Below are 19,474 nucleotides of genomic sequence, written 5' to 3'. Positions count from 1 at the left end.
TGTCGTCCCATGCCTGCTTCACGGATCGCCCCGTCCGTCACCGTGGTCATCCCGCACTACGGCGACCCGGAGCCCACGCGCGCCCTGGTCGATGCCCTCCTGGCCGCCCCCGGGCGCAGCGTGGCCGGCGTCGTGGTGTCCGACGACGCCTCCCCGGAGCCGTACCCCCAGCCCGCGCCCGGCCGTGAGGGGCTGACGGTGGTGCGCCGCGAGGCGAACGGGGGCTTCGGGGCCAACGTGAACACCGGCCTGGCCGAGGTCCGCACGGAGCTCGCGCTGGTGCTGAACTCGGACGCCGAGATCACGGGCGAGCAGATCGACGCCCTCGTGGAGGCCGCCCGCCCGTACCAGCCGGCCGTCGTGAGCCCCCAGGTGGTCAACGAGGACGGGTCCCCGCAGTGGTCCGGCCGGCACTTCCCCACGGTGACGCACCAGACGGTCGAGTGGCTGACCCCCCTGGCCCGCTTCCGCCACCTGCCCGCCCTCCACGAGGCCGTGGGCCACGATGTGCGGGCCGCCGAGGCCGACTCCCCGGTGGCCGTGGACTGGGTCATGGGCGCCGTGATGCTCCTGCCGATGGCGGAGGTCCGCGCGGTCGGGGGCTTCGACGAGGAGTACTTCATGAACTCCGAGGAGGTGGACCTGCAGCGGCGTCTGCGCGAGCGGGGCGTCCCCTCCGTGGTGGTGCCCTCCGTGCGGGTGGTGCACGGGCTCCACGGCTCCTCGGACCCGCTGCGCCGGCGTGCCTGGCTCGTCGACTCCCGCTTCCGCTACGCCCGGAAGTTCGGCCGCCCGCGCCTGCTGAGGGGCGCCCTCACCGCCGCCACGGGCGTGAACTGGGCCGTGAACCGCGTCCGCCAGACCCGGGGCACGGACGTGGACGCGAATGCCGTGTTCCGGGCGGAGAGGGACCTGATCTGGAAGGGCACCCGACGATGAGCGCCGGCACCTACACGATCGCCGCCCGCGGGGAGCGCCCCGTCTCCGGCCGCCCGGAGCGGCTCTTCCTGGTCTCCCCGGCGTTCCACGGCTACCACCGCTCCATCGCCGCGGCCTGGGCCGCGCAGGGCTTCGACGTCACCGTGCACTGCTACGACGCGTACGCGGACCTGGGCATGAAGCTGCGCAACAAGCTGGCGCTGGAGCTGCCGCAGAAGGCCGGTCTGGACCGCACCGCGGCGCGGGTCGCCTGGGACACGGACCGCGCCGTGGCCGCCCTCCGCGCGGCCGCGCCGGACCGCGTGCTCGTCATCAAGGGCGACTCGCTCGGGGACGCCTTCTGGGACGAGGTCACCGGGCGCGCGCTCCCCCGCATGCTCTGGCTCTACGACGACCTCTCGCGGCACGACTACTCGATGGACTTCCTCCGCGGCATCGGCCCCGTGCTGAGCTACGCCCGCTCCGAGGCCGAGTCCCTCGCAGCCCAGGGGGTGGACGCGCACTACATGCCCAACGGCTTCGACCCGGAGATGGTGCTGCCCGCCGTCCCCCGGACGGAGGAGCTCGTCTTCGTCGGCTCCCGGTACCCCAACCGCGTGGAGCTGCTGAGAGCCCTGGCGTCCGCGGGCGTCCCCGTGCGCGCGTACGGTCGGCAGTGGAGCCACCACCCGGTGGACCGGCTGCGCACCTGGGAGCTGTCCCGTCCGGACCTGCCGGCCGAGCGGGACATCCCGCTGGCCGAGGCCTACGCCGTGCAGGCGGCCGCCGCCGGCGCCATCAACATCCACGGCCTCCAGGCCGGCCACGCCATGCGGACCTTCGAGGTGCCGGGCATGGGCGGGCTCCAGCTGGTGGACCGGCCCGACGTCGCCGAGTTCTACGTCCCCGGCGAGGAGGTCCTCGTCTTCGAGGACACCGAGCACCTCGTGGAGCTGGGGCGCCGCATCGTCGCGGAGCCGGCGTGGGGGGACCGGATCCGCGCGGCCGGCCGTCGCCGCTCCCACGCGGAGCACACCTTCTCCCATCGTGCGCGCATGGCCCAGGAGTGGTGGGCGTGACGCGCGCCGTCGCGCAGCCGCCGCTGTTCTGGCGGGCCGAGCAGCTGGACGCCTGGCGCCGCTGGCAGCGCACCCAGTGGCCCCTGGCCCGGCGTGCCGCCGACCTCGTCCGCGGCGGCGTCGCCCGGTCGCGCGGGGCGGTCCAGGCGCCGGACGCGGGCCTGCGCCTGCTCCTGCCGGCCGGGGACGTCCACACGCTGATCGCCGTGGAGTCCGCCGGCCCCACCCAGCGCGCGGCCCTCGTGGAGCCCACGCGCGCCCTCGCGGAGGGCCGCACCGGGCTCGACGCCGCCGCCCGCACCCGCCTCCTCGGGGGCGTCGCCTGGGTGGTCCCGGCCGACGTCGCCGGGGCGCTGCTGCCGGACCTGCCCGCCGCCGCGCAGCTGACCGGGCACGCCGCGGACCCGGACACCGTGGGGACACGGCTCGCCGGCCTGGAGCGCGTGCTCGTGGCGGGGGAGTACCTGCCGGCCGGGCGCGCGGCCGTCCGCTGGGCGCACGAGCGGGGTGCGTCCGTGCACGTGGTGCAGCACGGCCTGCTGGCCGTCTCCACCCCGCCCGTTCCCCGGGACGCCACGCTCTACGCGTTCACCGCGCGGGACGCCGACTGGTGGACCCAGGGCCGCGCCGACGTGCGCGCCGTCCCGGTGGGCTCCGCCCTGCTGGAGGCCGCCCGCCGGGGAGCCGCCTCGGCGGACCCGACCGCAACGGGATCGACCGGCCCCGGCCCGGGCCTGTTCCTGGGCCAGCTGCACGGCGCCGAGCTGCCGCGCGCGCAGTTTGCGGCCGCGGCGGAGCAGTACGTCCGCACCACCGGCGCCGTCTACCGCCCCCATCCCGCCGAGCGGGACCGGCTCTCCCGCGCCCAGCACGCCCGGTGGGAGGGTGCGGGGATCGCGGTGGACCGCTCCGGCGCGCCCCTGACGCAGACCGCCGGCCCCGTGGCCGCCGTGTTCTCCACGGGCATCCTGGAGGCGGCGCAGACCGGCCGGCCCGCCTGGGCCGTGCACCCGGACCCGCCCCGGTGGCTGGTCGAGTTCTGGGACCGCTACGGCATCACCCGCTGGATGCCGGGCGCCGACCCGACGCCCACCCCCGCCCTCGTGGCGCCCACGGCGGACCCCGCCGCGGCGATCGCCCGCGACCTCTGGAAGGAGCACGCATGAGCATCCTCTGCGTCATCCCCGTCCGCGGCGGCTCCCGCGGCCTGCCCGGCAAGAACATCCGCATGCTGGGCGGGCACCCGCTGGTGGCGTGGACCATCCAGGCCGCCCTCGACGCCGAGGCGGACCTGCACGTCGTCGTCTCCACGGACTCCGAGGAGATCGCCGAGGTCGCCCGCAAGTACGGCGCGGACGTGCCCGCGCTGCGCCCGGCCGAGTTGGCGCGGGACGACACGCCCACCGAGCCCGTGGTGGAGCACGCGCTGGCCGCCGAGCGTGCCCGCGGGGTGGAGCCGGAGGCCGTGATGCTGCTGCAGGCCACCAGCCCGCTGCGCCTGCCCGGCACCCTGGACCGCGCCGTGGCGGCGTTCCGCGAGCCCGGCGTGGACTCGGTGGTCGGCGTCGTGCCCGTCTCCCCGTTCCTGTGGCGCCACGCCGCGGACCCGGCCGCGGCCCCGGTGGCCGACTACGACGTCGACGGGCGCAAGCGCCGCCAGGACATGGACCGCGCGGACCTGCGTTTCCGTGAGAACGGCTCGCTCTACGTCACCGCCCCCTGGGTGTACGACGAGCGCCACAACCGGCTCGGCGGACGGATCGCCCTCCTGGAGCTGGACGACCTCGAGGGCGTGGACATCGACACCGAGCTGGACTTCGCGCTCGCGGAGCAGCAGATGGACCAGTACCTCGCCGTGCAGAAGCTCCTGCAGACCCGTCCCGACCTCACCCGCACCGCCGGAGGCGCCCTGTGATCATCGAACGCCACCTCACCCCCTACCTCGTCTTCCCCGAGGACTCGCTGACCGTCGCCCTGCAGAAGATGACGGACAACCGGGAGCGCATCGTGTTCGTGGTGGACACCCACGGCTTCCTGCAGGGCTCCCTGACGGACGGGGACGTCCGCCGCTGGCTGCTGGCCCATCCGGGGGCCGCGCTGGACTCCCCGGCCGTCGCGGCCGCCAACCCGTCCCCGGCCACGGGCCTGGTGGGCGACGCCCCGTCGTCGGTGCTGGCGGCCCTGCCCGAGGGCGCGCTGCACCTGCCGCTGCTGGACGAGCGGGGCCACCTGACGGCGCTGGCCATCAACCGCGAGTCCGAGCTGCGCATCGGCTCCCACCGCGTCGGCGAGGGCCGCCCGGCGTTCCTCATCGCGGAGATCGGCAACAACCACCAGGGCAGCGTGGACCTGGCCCGCCGTCTCGTGGACCTGGCCGTCGAGGCGGGTGCGGACGCGGTGAAGTTCCAGCTGCGGGACATGGACGCGCTCTACCGCCAGTCCGGCGCCGCCACCGCGGGGGAGGACCTCGGCGCCCAGCGCACGCTCGACGAGCTGGCGAAGTTCTCCCTCTCCGTGGACGACATGGTGAAGGTCTTCGACCACACCCGCGCCGCCGGCGTCGCCCTGATGTGCACCCCGTGGGACGCGCCCTCCATGCAGGTGCTGGCGGACTACCCGGTGGACGGCGTGAAGATCGCCTCGGCGGACCTCACCAACCACGGCCTCCTGCGCGACGCCGCCTCCCGCGGGATCCCGATGGTCCTCTCCACGGGCATGTCCCGCGAGGAGGAGATCCAGGAGTCGGCCGCGCTGGTGCGCTCGTACGGCGTGCCGTTCGCCATGCTCCACGCGCAGTCCACATACCCGGCGCCCTACAAGGACGTGAACCTCGCGTACCTGGACCGTCTGGCGGAGATCGCTCAGGCCCCCGTGGGCTACTCGGGCCACGAGCGCGGGTTCCATGTGGCCCTGGCGGCCGTGGTCCGCGGCGCCTCGATCATCGAGAAGCACTTCACGATCGACCGCTCCCTGGAGGGCAACGACCACAAGGTCTCGCTCCTGCCGGACGAGTTCGCGCAGATGGTGCGCCAGACCCGCGAGATCGAGGAGTCGATCGGCGTCGCCGGCGAGCGCGTGGTCTCCACGGGCGAGGCGATGAACCGCATCAACCTCGCCAAGTCCCTCGTGGCGGCCCGCTCGCTCACGGCGGGCGACGTCGTCGCGGAGGCGGACGTGACCGTGAAGTCCCCGGGTCGCGGGCTGCAGCCGAACCAGCTGCCGCAGCTGGTGGGCCGCACCCTCCACCGCGACCTGGAGGAGGGCGACTTCTTCTTCGCCGGCGACCTCACCGACTCCGTGCCCACCGGGCGTCAGTTCGAGTTCCGCCGGCCGTGGGGCCTGCCCGTGCGCTACCACGACTACGCGGCCCTGACGAAGGACTGCACCCCGGACTTCCTGGAGTTCCACTTCTCCTACAAGGACCTGGAGATCGACATCGACACGGTGTTCCGTGAGCCCATGCCGGGAGGCTTCACCACCCACCTGCCGGACATCTTCGCCGGCGACTTCCTGGTGGACCTGGCCAGCATGGACGAGCAGGTGTGGGAGCGTTCGATCGCCGAGGTGCAGCGCACGATCGACATCACCCGCGACCTCAAGCGCTGGTTCCCGTCCGAGGAGGCGCCCATCATGGTCATCACCATGGGCGGGTTCACCCTGGACCGGCACATCCGCCCGGAGGAGAGGCAGCCGAAGTACGAGCGCATCGCCGAGGCCGTGCAGCGCCTGGACACCTCCGGCATCCGGATCGCCGCGCAGACGCTGCCGCCGTTCCCGTGGCTGATGGGCGGTCAGCAGTACCACAACCTCTTCATGGACCCGGACGACACCGTGGCGTTCGTGGAGGCCACGGGGGTACCCCTGTGCCTGGACATCTCCCACTCCAAGCTCTCGGCCACGTTCCTGGGGATCCCCTTCTCGGAGATGGTGGAGAAGCTGGCCCCGCATACCATCCACCTGCACCTCGTGGACGCCACCGGTGTGGACGGGGAGGGACCGCAGATCGGCGAGGGCGACGTCGACTGGCCCGTGCTGTGCGAGCAGCTGGACCGCCTGGCCCCCGGGGTGAGCTTCATCCCGGAGATCTGGCAGGGCCACATCAACAACGGCGAGGGCTTCTGGACGGCCCTGGACCGCCTGGAGCAGTGGCTGTGATCCCCGAGGCCGCGACGACCACCCCGGCCCCGCTGACGCTCTGGGTGGTGCCGGTCGCCGACCTCGGCGGTGTGGCCCGGCACGTCCTCGACGTCGCGCGCGTGGGCTTGCCCGGCCTGCGTCTGGCGGTGCTCTGCCCCGAGGGGCCGCTCGCCGAGCGCCTCCGCGAGCAGGGCGCGGCGGTGTTCACCGGGGACGTCGGTCCCGACGCCGGCCTGGCCGCCTCGGTGCGGACGCTCCGGACGGCGGTGCGCACCCTGCGCCCGGCCGCGGTCCACACGCACCTGGCCTACGCCGACCTCGCGGCCTTCACCGCGCTCGGTCCGGGGCGGGCCCGGCGGCGGGCCGGTGCGCCGGCGCTGCTCAGCACCGAGCACGGGATCGCCCCGGACGACGGGCTGTACAACCGCGCCGCGGCGGCCCGGGTGAAGAACGCCGCGCACCGCGCCCGGCTGCGTGGCACGGACCTCGTGATCGCGGTGGCGCAGTCCACCGCGGACGTGCTCCGGCGCAAGTGGGGTGCGGGGGCGCCCCTCACCGTGGTGCGCAACGGGGTGGACGTGTCCGCGGTGCGCGCCGCGGCCGCGGGGCAGCGGCGCGCACCGGGGGAGGGGCTGCGGATCCTGTCCCTCTCCCGCCTGGCGCCCGAGAAGGGCCTGGACCGGCTGATCGCCGCGCTGCCCGCCTTGCGCGAGCGGGACCCCGGGACGCGGTTGACGCTGGCTGGCTCGGGTCCCCTGGAGGGGCAGCTGCGCGCCCAGGCCGAGGACCTCGGTGTCGCGGATGCGGTCGACCTGCCCGGCTTCGTGGAGCCGTGGGAGACCATGGCCGAGCACGACGTGCTGGTGCAGCTCTCCGCGTGGGAGAACCTCAGCTACACCCTGCTCGACGCCGCGGCCGCGGGCCTGCCCGCCGTCGCCACGGACGTGGGCGGCAACGGGGAGATCCTGCCGCCCGAGCGCCTGGTCCACGAGACCACGCCGGCGGCCATCGCCGACGCCGTCACCCGCGCCGCCGCCGAGGGCCCGGGCGAGGTGCGCGTGGACGACGTGGAGGGGATGGCGGAGGCCACCGCGCGGGCCGAGCGGGACGTGGTGGAGACGCAGGACGCCCGGAGGAGGAAGACCCGATGACGGCCGCGAGCTCCAACGAACCCGGCGCGGCCACCGTCCCGCCCATCGAGAAACGCCACCCCGGCCCGCGGTTCCGCGAGCTGGACGGCCTGCGCGGCATCGCGGCGCTGGCCGTAGTCCTTTACCACTTCACGGGACATTTCGCAGCGCGGTTCCCCGCGGCGCCGCGGGCGTTCCACGACTTCTGGTGGGGGGAGTACGGCGTGCAGCTGTTCTTCCTTCTCAGCGGGTTCGTCATCCTCATGACCGCATGGCGGGCAAAGCGCCCCAGCGATTTCGCGATCTCCCGGGTGGCCCGCCTGTACCCGCCGTATTGGATCTCCCTGGCCGTGGCCGTGAGCCTGCTCCTGTGGCGACCCATGCCGGGCTTCCCCATCGACCCGGCCACCGTGGTCGCGAACGTCACGATGGTCCAGCGGTGGTTCCTATTCCCCAACGTGGTGGAGGTCTACTGGACCCTCGCGGTGGAGATGCAGTTCTACGTGATCGTCTTCGTCCTGCTCCTGGTGACGCGGTGCCGCTTGCGCGGGCGCGTGCTGCTTTGGGCGGCCGCGGCATGGACGGCGGTGTCCTGGGTGGTGATCCTGGCGGCCTTCCGGGTCACCTCGGACAACCCCCAGGCGGACCCGACCTGGGTCAAGCTGCTGACCAACGCCACGGTGGCCGAGTACGGACCGCTCTTCGTCACCGGCATGCTGTTCTACCTGGTCCGCGAGACCGGCCGGCATCCCGGCTGGGCGATCGCCTCGGCGGCGTCCACGGCGCTGGGAGCGACGCTCCTGCGCGGCTCGGAGCACGGGGTGATGGTGGCCGCGGTGTGCGCGCTCGCGTGGCTGGTATGGCGGGTCGGGGAGCAGTGGCTTGGCAAGCACGCCCGCACCGGTTTGGTGAGCCTGCGGGACCACGTGTCCCCTCGGGCCGTGGCATCGAAACGGGAGGCTGCCCGATGACCCGCCGCATCTGGATCGCCGCCAACCAGGGCGAGGTGGGCGGGGGAGAGGTGATGCTCCACCACCTCGCCACCGCGCTGCACGAACTCGGCCGGGACATCGCCGTCGTGGCGCCCGCCGCGCCGTCCGCCACCGCCGCCCGCCTGGAGGCGGACGGCTTCACGGTGGACCGCGTCGGCGGTCCGGGCCGGGCCGGGTACATGCGCGCGCTGCGGCGCTGGCACAACGGCCACCGGGAGGACGTGGTGTGGTGCAACGGGCTGCTCCCCGCCACCGCGCTCGCGGGCCGGCCCCGGCGGATCGTGCATCTGCACCAGTGGCTGATCCGCCCCCGTGACCGGGTGCTCGGAACCCTCGCGATGCGCGGCGCCCTGGCGGTCATTGCGCCCTCCGAGTCAGTGGCGCGGGAGATCCCCGGGTGCCGGGTCCTGCACAACTGGGTTCCCCGCCCCCTGCCGCTCTCGGGCGCGGCACCGGCTCGACGGCGGCCAGGTGAGGGGGGTGCTCTGCGAGTGGGATATCTCGGGCGTCTCTCCTTCGACAAGGGATTCCACCTCCTCATGGACGTCGCCGAAGAGCTGCACAGAGAGCAGCCAGACGAGTGGCGGTTCTTCGTCGCCGGGGAGCCCCGCTTCACCACCGGGGACGACGCACGGGAGATCCGGGAGCGGCTCGCAGCCAGCCGGGCCGTGACTGCGCTCGGGTGGCAGGCTCCGGGCGACTTCCTGCCCACGGTGGACGTGCTCGTCGTCCCCTCGCTCGCCCCGGAATCGTTCGGTCTGGTCGCCGCGGAGGCGATGGCAGCCGGTGTCCCCGTGGCCGTCTCCGATTCCGGTGCACTGCCCGAGGTCGCGGGAGATGACCATCCGCTGCTCTTCGAATGCGACGACCATGAGGAACTTGCCGCGGCCCTGCGCCGAGCCCGGCAGATAGACCTCGCTCCGCTCGTCGCCGCCCAGCATCGCCGCTGGGAGGCCCTGTTCTCGCCCGAGGCCGGCCGTGCCGGTGTCGCCGCCCTGCTGGAGGAGCTGCATGTCTGACCAGACCGCGTACGAGGCCAGCGTGATCGTGCCCAGCCGCGGCGGCGCCGGGCGCTTGCCTCGCCTGATTGGAGCGCTCGCCGCCCAGGAGGAGGCGCCCCCCTTTGACGTCCACGTGGTGGTGGACGGAGATGTGGACGACTCGGCGAGTGCCCTGGAACGCCTGGCCGCGGCGCACCCGGACCTGCCGCTGACGTGGACGGTGTTCGAGGAGAACCGCGGCCGCGTGGCCGCGCTCAACGCCGGCGCCGACGCCACCACCGGGCGCATCCTCATCCGCGCCGACGACGACCTCGAGCCCGGCGTCCACTACATCCGGGACCACGTGGCGGCGCACGCGGAGGGGCCCGGCGGGGCCATCGGTCTCTACCTCAACATCCTCGAGTCGACGCCGTACCAGCGCGTCTACGGGGACGCGCAGGATGTGCTCCACCGGGAGCATGCCTACGCCCTCCCCGCTGATCAGCAGTGGCGGCATTGGGCGGGCAACGTCTCCGTGCCGCGCGCCGTTCACGAAGAGCTGGGTGGTTACGACCCCGACTACCGCCAGTACGGCTGGGAGGACATTGACTTCGGCTACAGGCTCCACGCCGCCGGCTACCCGGTGCGCATCCGTCCGGAGCTGGCCACGTCACACCACGCAGCGGCCGTCACCACGTATTCGAAGGCGGTGCGCGCACTCCACGGCACGGCAGCGCGCAACCTCTTCATCCAGAAGCACGGAGCCGAGGTGCTGGGTGGCGTAGATGCGCCGCGGGGTCTATGGGGCGCGGCAGTCCGGCTGGTTGCGCTGGGGGCGACGGAAGGCTCTCTCACCCGTTCGAGCGCGCTCATCGATGCCATCGCTGATCGGGTCCCCATCACGGTCGCTCGCAAATTGATCGCACTCCAGGTGGAGGGGGCCTCCGAGGCCGGACGTGCCTACCCCGAGCGAGCCCAGCGACCCATCTGACACCAAGGGACATCATGAAGATCCACGCCAGTCGCCCTCTGTCTGCGCGCCGCGCGTCGCAGCCCGGCCGCATCGCGATCGCCCACGACTACCTCACCCAGAAGGGCGGTGCCGAGCGCGTCGTCCTCGCGCTCCACCGCATGTGGCCGGATGCGCCGATCTACACAACGTTCTACAACCCCGAGGGCACCTTCCCTGAGTTCAAGAAGGCGCGGATCATCACGTCCCCGCTCAACCGGGTGGGCGTGCTGCGCTCGGATCCCCGGCGTGCCCTGCCGCTGCTGCCCCTCGCGTCCTCGCTGATGCACGTGAAGGAGCCCCTCGCGGTGGTGTCCACCTCCGGCTGGGCCCACGGGTTCCGGTACGAGGGGGACACCCTCGTGTACTGCCATACGCCCGCCCGCTGGGTGTACCTCCTGGAGGACTACCTGGGTGAGGGCGGCCAGAGGAGCCTCAAGGGGCGGGTGGCCCGTGCGCTGCGTCCTGCTCTGCGCGCGTGGGACAGCGCAGCTCAGCTGCGCCGCACCCGCTACGTGGCCAACTCCACGGTGGTGAAGCGGCGAATCGAGGAGGTCTACGGGGTAGCGAACGTAGACCTTGTCTTTCCCCCGCACTCGGTCAGCACGGACGGACCGCAGGCTCCGATCCCGGGTGCCGAAGACCTGGCCGAGGGCGGATATCTGCTTTCCGTGGCACGCCTGATGCCGTACAAGCATGTGGATGTCGCGATCCGCGCGGCCGAACGCACCGGCCGGCGCCTGCTGGTGATCGGCAAGGGTCCCGAGGAAGCGCGGCTGCGCGCCTTAGCTGGTCAGGGTGTGGTCTTCGCCCAGGACCTCACCGACGCGCAGCTGCGCTGGGCGTACGCCCACGCCGTCGCGCTGATTGCCGCCAGCCACGAGGACTTCGGCATCACCCCGCTCGAGGCAAGCGCGTGGGGCGTCCCTACCGTGGCATTGCGCGCCGGCGGCTACCTGGACACGATCGTCGAGGGGGTGAACGGGGTGTTCGTGCCGGAGCCGACCGTGGAAGCCGTGACCGACGTCGTCGAACAAGTGCTGGCACAGGACTGGGATCGAGGAGCCATGCAGGCGCATGCGGAGCACTTCTCCGAGGTGGCGTTCAGGGAACGCCTGGCTCGATTACTTGATGATCCTCATGGTGCCGTCTAGCAAAATGGTGACGCGTCCTCAGCCGTTCCCCGTGCCAGTTCGGCCAGGGGTTCCGATGCGGCCTGCCACTGACGCCATTCGGTGACGAAGACGTCCTATTCTCGACAACCTGCGCTCGACCCAGCCGTAGCGGTGGCGGAGGTGGTCGAGATACGACATCTTCATGATCCTCCAGGACACGAAGTCTTCCGCGTGGCGTTCGAAGAGCGCGACATTGTTCCGGAACACCCTGGCTTGCGATCGAATCTCCAGATCGTCATCGCCGCCTGCAGTCTCCGATGCTGCGTGCTTGCGATAATAGTAGAGGGGGCGGGCAATCTGATGGACAGCCCGATGTGGATCATCCGACAGGGCAAGGATTTTCAGGAAGAAGTCTTGGTCTTCATAACGGCGAAGATTTTCATCGAATCCCCCCACCGCCTCTGCATCTGCCCGCCGCACCATCTGGCCTACCTGAAGAAGGCTCTGGTTGAAGAGCTGCCCTAGATTGAACCGGGGACCATACGGCCCCTCAAGGTCCCCGAACATGATTGTCTCCCCGCCGAAGACGCGTACTTGTGGGTGCTCTGCAAGCCACTGTGATCCAAGCGATGCGAAGTCGGGCGCGAGCAGATCGTCTGCGTCAAGGAAAATCAAGAACTCGCCAGTGGCATGTCGAATTCCTTCGTTCCGAGCCGAAGACACACCACCGTTGCACTGATGCAGAACAGCCACTCCGTCGAGAGTGACAATCTGGCGAAGAATGTCTAGGGTGCCAGGGTCCTCGACGCCATCCGCCACCACGAGCACCTCGATGTCAGGGTGGGTCTGCCCGACGGCTGAGTGCACTGCCGCGAGCAGAAGTGCGCCCTCCTTGTAACACGGGATGATGATGGAGACGGTCGACATGCAGGCCCTTTCAGTCGAGGTGTAGTCACCGTTTGGCACGAGCGCGACCGAGCAAGCTACGGATTCCAGCCTTGAAGCGGTCGACGTGGCGGTACGCATGGCGGTAGGCGGCCAATTGCAGCTCCGCTGCATTCAGGCGCTCAATGAGTTCCACCTCCTGGCCAGCGTATAGGTCGGAATTTTCACTGCGAACCAGTGCGGCCGCCTGCGTGCTCTGCCGCGGATCGATATAGCCACGGGTCACCTGATGTTCGCCTAGGTGCCGGCGTGCGATGGGAATGTCCAGGATCTCGACCTTCCCGCCAGTTCGGAGGAGGCGCATCCAGAAGACCCAGTCCTCACCCACGGAGAGGCCCTCTGGGAAGCCTCCCACAGCTTCCCAGTCGGAGCGCCGGAACATGGAGGCCATTGCCAGAACTGTGGCCGCGCGCATTGCACTGCGGGTGACAGGACCGTCGGGTGGAGAGCTCAGGTGCTCCGCGCCATCGACCACTTCGAACGCGCCCCCCGTGACAATGGTGACGTCACTGTGGCGGTCCAGGATTTCCGCCATCGCATGGGGTGCTTCGGGCATGATTTCATCGTCGCTGTCAAGCGCAATGACGTAGGGCGTCGTCACCTGCTGGATGCCTGTATTGCGGGCTGAACTGACCCCACCATTGGGCTGCCGAATGACGTGGAATCCCTCCACGCGGAGGGAGTCGAGGACAGCAAGAGTGTCGGGATGTTTGCTCCCATCGTCGACGACGACGACGTTCTCGGTGCTGCCAAGGGCGACTCGAGCGCTATGGGCGGCCCCGAGCGCTAACGACCCAGTGTTGTACACCGGGATGACGATCCCTACACGGCCGTCAGGCAACGGAGGAACGGGCGGGGTGGACTCCATGTGTCGACTCCTAGTCCGGAGCGGGCGGGGGCGTATTGCGGGACTGACAACCAACCGAACAGGCCCGTCCAGAAGCCTAGGACATCTTCCGCACTGCCCTCTTGGCGAAATCTCTCGCCCGGATGAGCGGGCGGAATCGATCCTGCCACTTGTGCACATAGGAGCGGTACTCAAGGTGGAGGTCGTGCATTTCCTCCAGGCGGAGGAATGCAGCCTGCAAGAGAATCGCGTGGTGCTCTGGGTTGGCCTCCACGATAGCCTGATGGGTATCTCGTGCCGCATGCGTCCCGAGGGTGGAGAGACGAGAGTTCTCCCGGGAGCGATAGTGGTAATAGGCGGTAGGAACGGGGCGTGCTATCCCGCCGTCGCGGAGGACTCTCACCCAGAACTCGTAGTCCTCCATGCCCCACCGCATGGATTCCAAATACCCGCCGACCTCCGCCCAGCGGCTCCGCCGGAACATGGCGGCAGACGGTACCTTGTTCATCTCCATAAAGTCCTTCAGGACATAGTCGGCGCTGACGTGGCGCAATACCTCCCCCTGGCCGAAGTGACGGGTGGAGGCGAAGGCGATCTCCACAGTTGCATCCTGAAGAATATGCACCGCTTCTGCAGTGAACTGAGGGTCCAACCAGTCATCCCCGTCAAGTGTGATGATGCAGTCCCCCGTGGCACGGGTGATCCCCGCGTTCCGAGCCGCCGAGGGGCCCGCGTTCTTCTGGTGGATAACCTGGACCCCCTCGTCCGTTGCCCGTAGGAACTCGAGCAGATCGGCCCGCGTGGACCCGTCGTCGACAACGATGATTTCCTGAGGCGGCGAGGTCTGTGCTGTGGCTGAGGCAATTGCCTCCTGCAGATGGGCGGGCTCATCGTTGTACGTAGGAATGACAAATGAGACTCGGGGATTCACTTCATACCTCTTCAGAACGACGGTCGGATGGGGCGGTGTTACTTAGCGGGAGCTTCGACCGATGGGGTCTGCACGGTCGAGCAGGCCGAGAAGGTAGCGGCCGTACCCGGACTTCACCAAGGGCTCAGCACGCTGGCGCAGCTCGTCATCCGTGAGCAGCCCCTGGCGCCAGGCGACTTCCTCGGGGGATCCGACTTTGAGGCCCTGGCGGGATTCGATCGTGCGGATGAAATTTGACGCGTCGTTGAGGTCGTGGAACGTCCCGGTGTCCAGCCACGCGGTGCCGCGGGGCAGGACCTCGACGTTGAGCATGCCGCGCTCGAGATACACGCGGTTGGCGTCAGTGATCTCGAGCTCCCCGCGGGGAGAGGGTTTGAGATCCTTCGCGATCTGGACGACGTCGTTGTCGTAGAAGTAGAGGCCCGGGACCGCGTAGTTGCTCTTGGGCTCCTTCGGCTTCTCCTCCAGAGACACGGCCTTGCCGGCTCCATCAAACTCCACGACACCGTAGGCGGTGGGATCGGCCACCCAGTAGCCGAAGACCGTGGCTCCCTCCACCTCCGTGTGCCGGCGCAGCTGCTGGCCCATGCCGGGCCCATAGAAGATATTGTCGCCGAGCACGAGCGCCACCCGGTCGTCGCCGATGTGCTCCTCGCCGAGGATGAACGCCTGCGCGAGGCCGTCCGGGGAGGGCTGCTGGACGTAGGAGAGGCTCACGCCGAACTGTGAACCGTCCCCCAAGAGGCGCTGGAACTGCTCTGCGTCGTGAGGGGTGGTGATCACCAGGATGTCGCTGATCCCAGCGAGGATAAGCGTGGAGAGCGGGTAGTAGATCATCGGCTTGTCGTAGACGGGCACAAGCTGCTTCGAGATGCCGTGCGTGATGGGGTGCAGACGCGAGCCGGTGCCACCGGCAAGGATGATGCCCTTCATAAGGCCGAGTCTAGGCGCAGGGGCGGTTGGGTTCGGCGGGGTGCGGGGCGGGGGGAATGGGCGGCGCCACACGTGCCGGTGGCCGACCGAGGACTCGATACCGGAGATGGCCTTCCAGGACACCCAGAGCCCACCCCCAGCGCGCGGCGTCGCGTGCCGTGGCCGTTCCCCGGATCATCTTGATCCCGAGGGGGAGACCGAGGCGGACGCCATTAAGGGCCCCACGCAGGCTCACGGCGCTCTGGTCCACGAGATCCGGATTCTGGACCCACACCTGAATGGAGGTCCGGGCGTACAGCCGTCGTTGCTGAAGAGCAGACCGTGCGTCCGGCCGTTGGACGTAGTCGATACGTGCCTCGGGGACGAAGTGGGTTGGCCACCCCGCTCGTGCGGCTCGCCACGCCAGGTCCGTTTCATCGTGGCCACCCGCGTAGGACTCGTCGAAACCTCCGATCGTCTCCAGAACCTCCCGCCGCACTCCCATGGTGGCGCCCAAGGGGTAGGCAGGGCCGCCGAAGGTCTCGTGTAGTCCTAAATCGGGGCCAAGACGACGGCCCTCTTCATCTACCGGCGTCGCGCTCCCTCCCGCGATTCCATCAGTCCCCAATACCTGTCGGAGGGACCTCACCCATCCAGAATGGACCACATCGTCTGCGTCGCAGAACAGGATGATCGGGTTGTGGGCTCGGGCGGCGCCGATGTTCCGGGCGTGGTTGGCGCCCGCCTTGTCGGGCGCGTTCAGCACCCGGACCCTTGCATCCCGAAGGGCGGCCTCCTCCGCAATCCGGCGCGTTCCGTCTGCTGATCGGTTTTCGACGAGGAGGAGTTCATCGGTCTCCTCCAACTGGGGGAGGAGCGCGTCGACCTGCCGCTGCATACTCCCAGCCGCGTTGTGGCAAGGGATGACCACGCTGACAGCCTGGTTCATCGGTAGACCTCCTGGAGTCGGGCACGGAATCGGTTGGGTCCGAACTCTCGGGCGACATCCGTGGCCCTGCTGCGGGCGTACCTCTCCGCGCACGGCAGGTTGGCTAGGACGGCGGTGACAGCCTCGGCAAAGGCGGCGGGTTCGTCGGCCACGATGGCGGCATCCGCTGGGTGGATGCCCTCATTGCCCACGGTGGTGGTCACGACGGGCACGCCCCGCACCAGGGCGTCCACCACCTTGAACTTCACGCCGGCGCCGTAGCGGAGGGGGACGACGACGGCCGATGCCTCCTCGTAGAGGGGCTCGAGGTCGTGGACGAAGCCGAGCACCTCGACGTCGTTCGCCTCCAACTCCGCGACGACGTGGTCCCGCAGACCTCCACCGGCGACGGCGACACGCACGTCCGGCGCCTCAGCGCGTACTCGCGGGAGGATCTCGGTGACGAACCAGTGCATGGCGTCCTCGTTCTCCCACCGGGCCATGTAGGCCACGAAGAGGAGGAACGGAGCACCCGTCCCGTCCCGTAGGGGGCGTAGGGGGCCGGTGATCGCGGGGGGCACGACGTGGATGCGAGCCCGTCGTCCCCGCTTCGGCAGCAAATCCGCGTCTTTCTGGCTCAGCACGACCACGGCGTCGGCCTCGCGGACGATATGGGCCTCGAGCATCGTGGCCGCCGCCTGACGCGCGGCCCACACACCTTTGCGAAGCCGGCTGCTCTGGAGTTCGCGCTGCCGCGCGAAACGCTGGGAGAGCACGTCGTGGAGGGTGACCACGATGCGCGCATCCGCGTTCATCCGGCGCAGAGGCCCCAGCAGCAAGGCGCTCTCCTCCCACTGGAGGTCCACCAGGTCCGCCGACGCCACCAGCCCGCGGACCTGCTCTACAGTGCGCGCGTTCAAGGCGGGGGCCACGCCGAGCAGGCGCGGGAGGCGGTCGCACCGCAACGGCGCGGACGTGAGCAGTCGGTGCGCGAAGGCCACCCCTCGCTCGAGGGCCCGACGATTCGCCGGTCCGTCGCTGCTGAGCATCGTGAGTTCGCTCCGCTCGGCGATGACCTGGGCGATGTCGTTGACCAGATGCTCTCCGGCCGACTCCTGGCCGCCCGTCGAGGGGAGGATGGGGGTGACCATCAGCGCCCGTCGCCTCTGGGCCTCCGGTGACGCCTGCCCCCGACGCTCTGCCACGGCGGCGCGGACCACCTCGTCGGCGGTGGCCGCCCAGGCGCGCCAGCTCAAGCGCGCGCGGGCATCGGCGAGGGCGGCCGCGGAGGCGCGGGTGACGGCGGCCGCGTCGAGCGTCGTGAGGACCCTAGCCGTCGCGTCGACCGCCCCGCTCGGCTGCACGAGCCAGCCGGTTTTCCCGTCCCGCACGATCGTATCCACGCCGCCCACGTGGGTGGCGATGACCGGCAGCCCGGAGGCCAGCGCGTCGGTCATCACCACGCCTGCGGCGTTCGCCAGTGCGAGATCCACGAGCACGTCGTGACCCCGGTAGAGCTCAGCTAGGCGGGCACGGTCGACGACGCCCGGCGCGTTCACCCAGGAGGGGAGTCCTTCGGGGGCCCGCCCCACGATGGTCAATGTGAGATCACGGAATTCCCGGGCCCGCGCCACGGCGGCGACGATGTCGTCCCCGCGTTTCCGTTCCCAGTCAGCGATGACGGCGAGAACGCGCAGGCTCGATCCGGGCTCACGGCGCCGGGCATCCGCGGGGGGAGGGGTGCCAGGTCCGAAGGGAGCCACCGTCACCCGATGCGGGGCCACCCCGACGACGTCGGTGAGGCTAAGGGCTGCCCACTCGGAGGCCACAAGGTAGCGGTCCGTTGCCTGTGCCCCGGCCTCCTCCACCCGCATCCCCTCACGTTCGTTGCGGCGGCCGAGACCGGTGGCGAGCGGATAGAACCCGCGGATGGCGGGGAAGGTGGCGTCCGTGACCTGCACGATGGGCAAGTCATCGGGCAGGGAGAGCACATCGGTGGAGGCTGCGATGGTCACCAAGGCGTCAAGGGGAGCCCCCGTGTGGCGGCGGAGCTGGTGCGCCAATACCGCGCTGCGCAGGCGGGCGGTCGCCATGGTGTGCGTGGGAAGGCTGCGCCGCCCCGTCATGCCACGAAGGCGGGTGCGGATCCGCTCACCTCGAGCGTCCCGTTGCCCCACGGGAGGGATGACTGTCACGTCGAAGACGTCGCGGAGTGCCTCGGCCATCGGGCTGATCACGCCGGACCAGGCTCTGGGATCGGTGGTGTTCCACGGGCTGTAGAGCCCGACGTGGAGGGCCACGGGTGAGTCAACTCCTCGGTCAGGCGGTCGGCGTCAGGCCCATCCTAGGCCGGAGAAGGCCGGTACGCTGAGGCGAGTTCCTTGCTGACTGCTCCCCGTGGGGAGCGTCGAGGAATCGCTCTCCATCCGCGATGCCACTCGGGAGGCACCCGTGAACACCCGTTGCCTGGTCCTCACCTCCGGTCGAGCAGCGGACGGCCCCTACGGGATCGACCAGCTCGGCCAGTTCGGCTACGACCTCGTCGAGGTCGAGCCGGCACGGACTCGCGTCCACCGGAAGCTCCGCGATGTCGTGGAGCACCGCTCCGGCCGGCCGATGGACAAGACCGTCCGGTCGGTCCGCCAGGCATGGCAGGCGGACCTGGTGCTCGCCTTCCTGGAGAAGGAGGCGCTCGCTGCTTCCTGGGCCAAGCGCCGAGGGGTGGCCCCCTTCGCCGGTAGACCGCTCGTCATGATCGCGTGCTGGCTCGCGGACGAGCTTCAGCGGATGTCGCCCGCGCAGCGAACAGCGGTGGTGACGTCTTACAGTGGGGTGGATCTGATCATCGTCCTGTCACGGAACCAGGTGGAGATCCTCGTGGAGGCAGGGTTCGATGCATCACGAATCGAGGCCGTCAGTTTCGGATACAACCCCGACCAGTTTCCGGTCGCGGCATTCGAGGAACGACGCGGCATCGTTTCTGTCGGGGCCGACCGCGGCCGGGACTTCCCGACGCTCCTCCAGGCTGTGGAAGGTTCGGACCTGCAGCTGCACCTGTACACCGGCGAGGGTCATCTGAACGACGTCGAGCTCCCCGCCGAGGCGGTGCTCCACGGGCGGGTCCCGTTCGAGCGCTATCAAGAGGTCATCGCGACCGCGTCCATGGTCGCGATCCCCACCCACGTTATGGCGTACCCGAGTGGTCAGACCGTGGCGCTGGAGGCGGCGGGGACGGGAGCCTGCCTCATCCTCACGGACACTCCGGCCATGCGCGAGTACTTCACAGACGAGACCGCAGTCTTTGTCCCGCCGGGAGACGCGGACGGTTGGCGTACGGCGCTCACGGAGCTCACAAGCGACGCGGAGGCACGCCGTCGTCTGGGAAGAAACGCTGCGGCCATGGTCGCCGACCACTTCACCTATGCCGACATGTGGAGACAAGTTGATGAGGCCATTCGTCGGCGGGGTTGGAGCGCCCAGTAGTTGTTGTGCCCCACTGGAAGGAAGGGCAGTTCACTGGCGTCATCTTCTTCGGTAAGCCTCTTGAAGGG

The 19,474-nt window shown here is 70.1% G+C and carries 17 protein-coding genes; 11 read left to right on the top strand and 6 right to left on the bottom strand.

All coding sequences use genetic code 11. The features are described 5' to 3' along the window. The first annotated feature begins 9 nt into the window (after positions 1-9). From KW076_RS11665 to KW076_RS11620, 10 genes are read left to right on the top strand one after another with little or no spacing between them, the layout of a single operon-like run. Complete coding sequence (locus KW076_RS11665) at positions 10-939, top strand: glycosyltransferase family 2 protein (RefSeq protein WP_224355471.1); 930 nt, start codon at positions 10-12, stop codon at positions 937-939. Beyond that, positions 936-1,997: a CgeB family protein gene (locus KW076_RS11660; RefSeq protein WP_224355470.1), complete on the top strand. Its 1,062-nt coding sequence runs from the start codon at positions 936-938 to the stop codon at positions 1,995-1,997. The genes KW076_RS11665 and KW076_RS11660 overlap by 4 nt, the downstream gene beginning before the upstream one ends. Continuing rightward, complete coding sequence (locus tag KW076_RS11655; RefSeq protein ID WP_224355469.1) at positions 1,994-3,163, top strand: RNA-binding protein; 1,170 nt, start codon at positions 1,994-1,996, stop codon at positions 3,161-3,163. The genes KW076_RS11660 and KW076_RS11655 overlap by 4 nt, the downstream gene beginning before the upstream one ends. Continuing rightward, on the top strand, positions 3,160-3,912 hold the full coding sequence (locus KW076_RS11650; protein ID WP_224355468.1) for an acylneuraminate cytidylyltransferase family protein: 753 nt from the start codon (positions 3,160-3,162) through the stop codon (positions 3,910-3,912). The genes KW076_RS11655 and KW076_RS11650 overlap by 4 nt, the downstream gene beginning before the upstream one ends. After that, positions 3,909-6,152, top strand: a complete 2,244-nt coding sequence (locus tag KW076_RS11645) for an N-acetylneuraminate synthase family protein (RefSeq protein WP_224355467.1) — start codon at positions 3,909-3,911, stop codon at positions 6,150-6,152. Before KW076_RS11650 ends, KW076_RS11645 begins: the two co-directional genes overlap by 4 nt. Continuing rightward, the gene (locus tag KW076_RS11640; RefSeq protein WP_224355466.1) at positions 6,143-7,285 is read left to right on the top strand and encodes a glycosyltransferase family 4 protein; all 1,143 of its coding nucleotides are present in this window, start codon (positions 6,143-6,145) and stop codon (positions 7,283-7,285) included. Before KW076_RS11645 ends, KW076_RS11640 begins: the two co-directional genes overlap by 10 nt. Continuing rightward, the gene (locus KW076_RS11635) at positions 7,282-8,235 is read left to right on the top strand and encodes an acyltransferase family protein (RefSeq protein WP_224355465.1); all 954 of its coding nucleotides are present in this window, start codon (positions 7,282-7,284) and stop codon (positions 8,233-8,235) included. Before KW076_RS11640 ends, KW076_RS11635 begins: the two co-directional genes overlap by 4 nt. Further along, a complete protein-coding gene (locus KW076_RS11630; protein ID WP_224355464.1) occupies positions 8,232-9,275 on the top strand; it encodes a glycosyltransferase family 4 protein in 1,044 nt (347 codons plus the stop codon). The genes KW076_RS11635 and KW076_RS11630 overlap by 4 nt, the downstream gene beginning before the upstream one ends. Next, complete coding sequence (locus tag KW076_RS11625; protein ID WP_224355463.1) at positions 9,268-10,227, top strand: glycosyltransferase family 2 protein; 960 nt, start codon at positions 9,268-9,270, stop codon at positions 10,225-10,227. Before KW076_RS11630 ends, KW076_RS11625 begins: the two co-directional genes overlap by 8 nt. 14 nt (positions 10,228-10,241) lie before the next feature. Then, positions 10,242-11,399 carry a glycosyltransferase gene (locus tag KW076_RS11620; RefSeq protein ID WP_224355462.1) on the top strand — a complete coding sequence of 386 codons (1,158 nt, stop codon included), beginning with the start codon at positions 10,242-10,244 and terminating at the stop codon, positions 11,397-11,399. A gap of 18 nt (positions 11,400-11,417) precedes the next feature. Here the strand turns inward: KW076_RS11620 and KW076_RS11615 are convergent, their stop codons facing one another. From KW076_RS11615 to KW076_RS11590, 6 genes are all read right to left on the bottom strand, one after another. Then, positions 11,418-12,287 (bottom strand): glycosyltransferase family 2 protein, encoded by an 870-nt coding sequence (locus KW076_RS11615; RefSeq protein ID WP_224355461.1) that lies wholly within the window; start codon positions 12,285-12,287, stop codon positions 11,418-11,420. A gap of 25 nt (positions 12,288-12,312) precedes the next feature. Beyond that, positions 12,313-13,173, bottom strand: coding sequence for a glycosyltransferase family 2 protein (locus tag KW076_RS11610; protein ID WP_159305451.1), 861 nt, complete (start codon positions 13,171-13,173; stop codon positions 12,313-12,315). A gap of 76 nt (positions 13,174-13,249) precedes the next feature. Beyond that, positions 13,250-14,083: a glycosyltransferase family 2 protein gene (locus KW076_RS11605; RefSeq protein WP_159305452.1), complete on the bottom strand. Its 834-nt coding sequence runs from the start codon at positions 14,081-14,083 to the stop codon at positions 13,250-13,252. Between the two features lie 42 nt (positions 14,084-14,125). Further along, on the bottom strand, positions 14,126-15,016 hold the full coding sequence (gene rfbA / locus KW076_RS11600; RefSeq protein WP_144919144.1) for a glucose-1-phosphate thymidylyltransferase RfbA: 891 nt from the start codon (positions 15,014-15,016) through the stop codon (positions 14,126-14,128). Between the two features lie 10 nt (positions 15,017-15,026). Continuing rightward, positions 15,027-15,944, bottom strand: coding sequence for a glycosyltransferase family 2 protein (locus KW076_RS12665; RefSeq protein ID WP_224355460.1), 918 nt, complete (start codon positions 15,942-15,944; stop codon positions 15,027-15,029). Further along, positions 15,941-17,938 carry a glycosyltransferase gene (locus KW076_RS11590; protein ID WP_159305453.1) on the bottom strand — a complete coding sequence of 666 codons (1,998 nt, stop codon included), beginning with the start codon at positions 17,936-17,938 and terminating at the stop codon, positions 15,941-15,943. Before KW076_RS11590 ends, KW076_RS12665 begins: the two co-directional genes overlap by 4 nt. Before the next feature lie 382 nt (positions 17,939-18,320). Between KW076_RS11590 and KW076_RS11585 the strand changes: the two genes are divergently transcribed. Then, positions 18,321-19,406, top strand: coding sequence for a glycosyltransferase family 4 protein (locus KW076_RS11585; protein ID WP_144919150.1), 1,086 nt, complete (start codon positions 18,321-18,323; stop codon positions 19,404-19,406). Positions 19,407-19,474 lie beyond the last annotated feature (68 nt).

It is taken from the genome of Micrococcus porci (assembly GCF_020097155.1).
Taxonomy (GTDB): Bacteria; Actinomycetota; Actinomycetes; order Actinomycetales; family Micrococcaceae; genus Micrococcus; species Micrococcus porci.
Note: the sequence above shows the minus strand (reverse complement) of the source record. Positions and strands in the feature narration are given on the sequence as shown.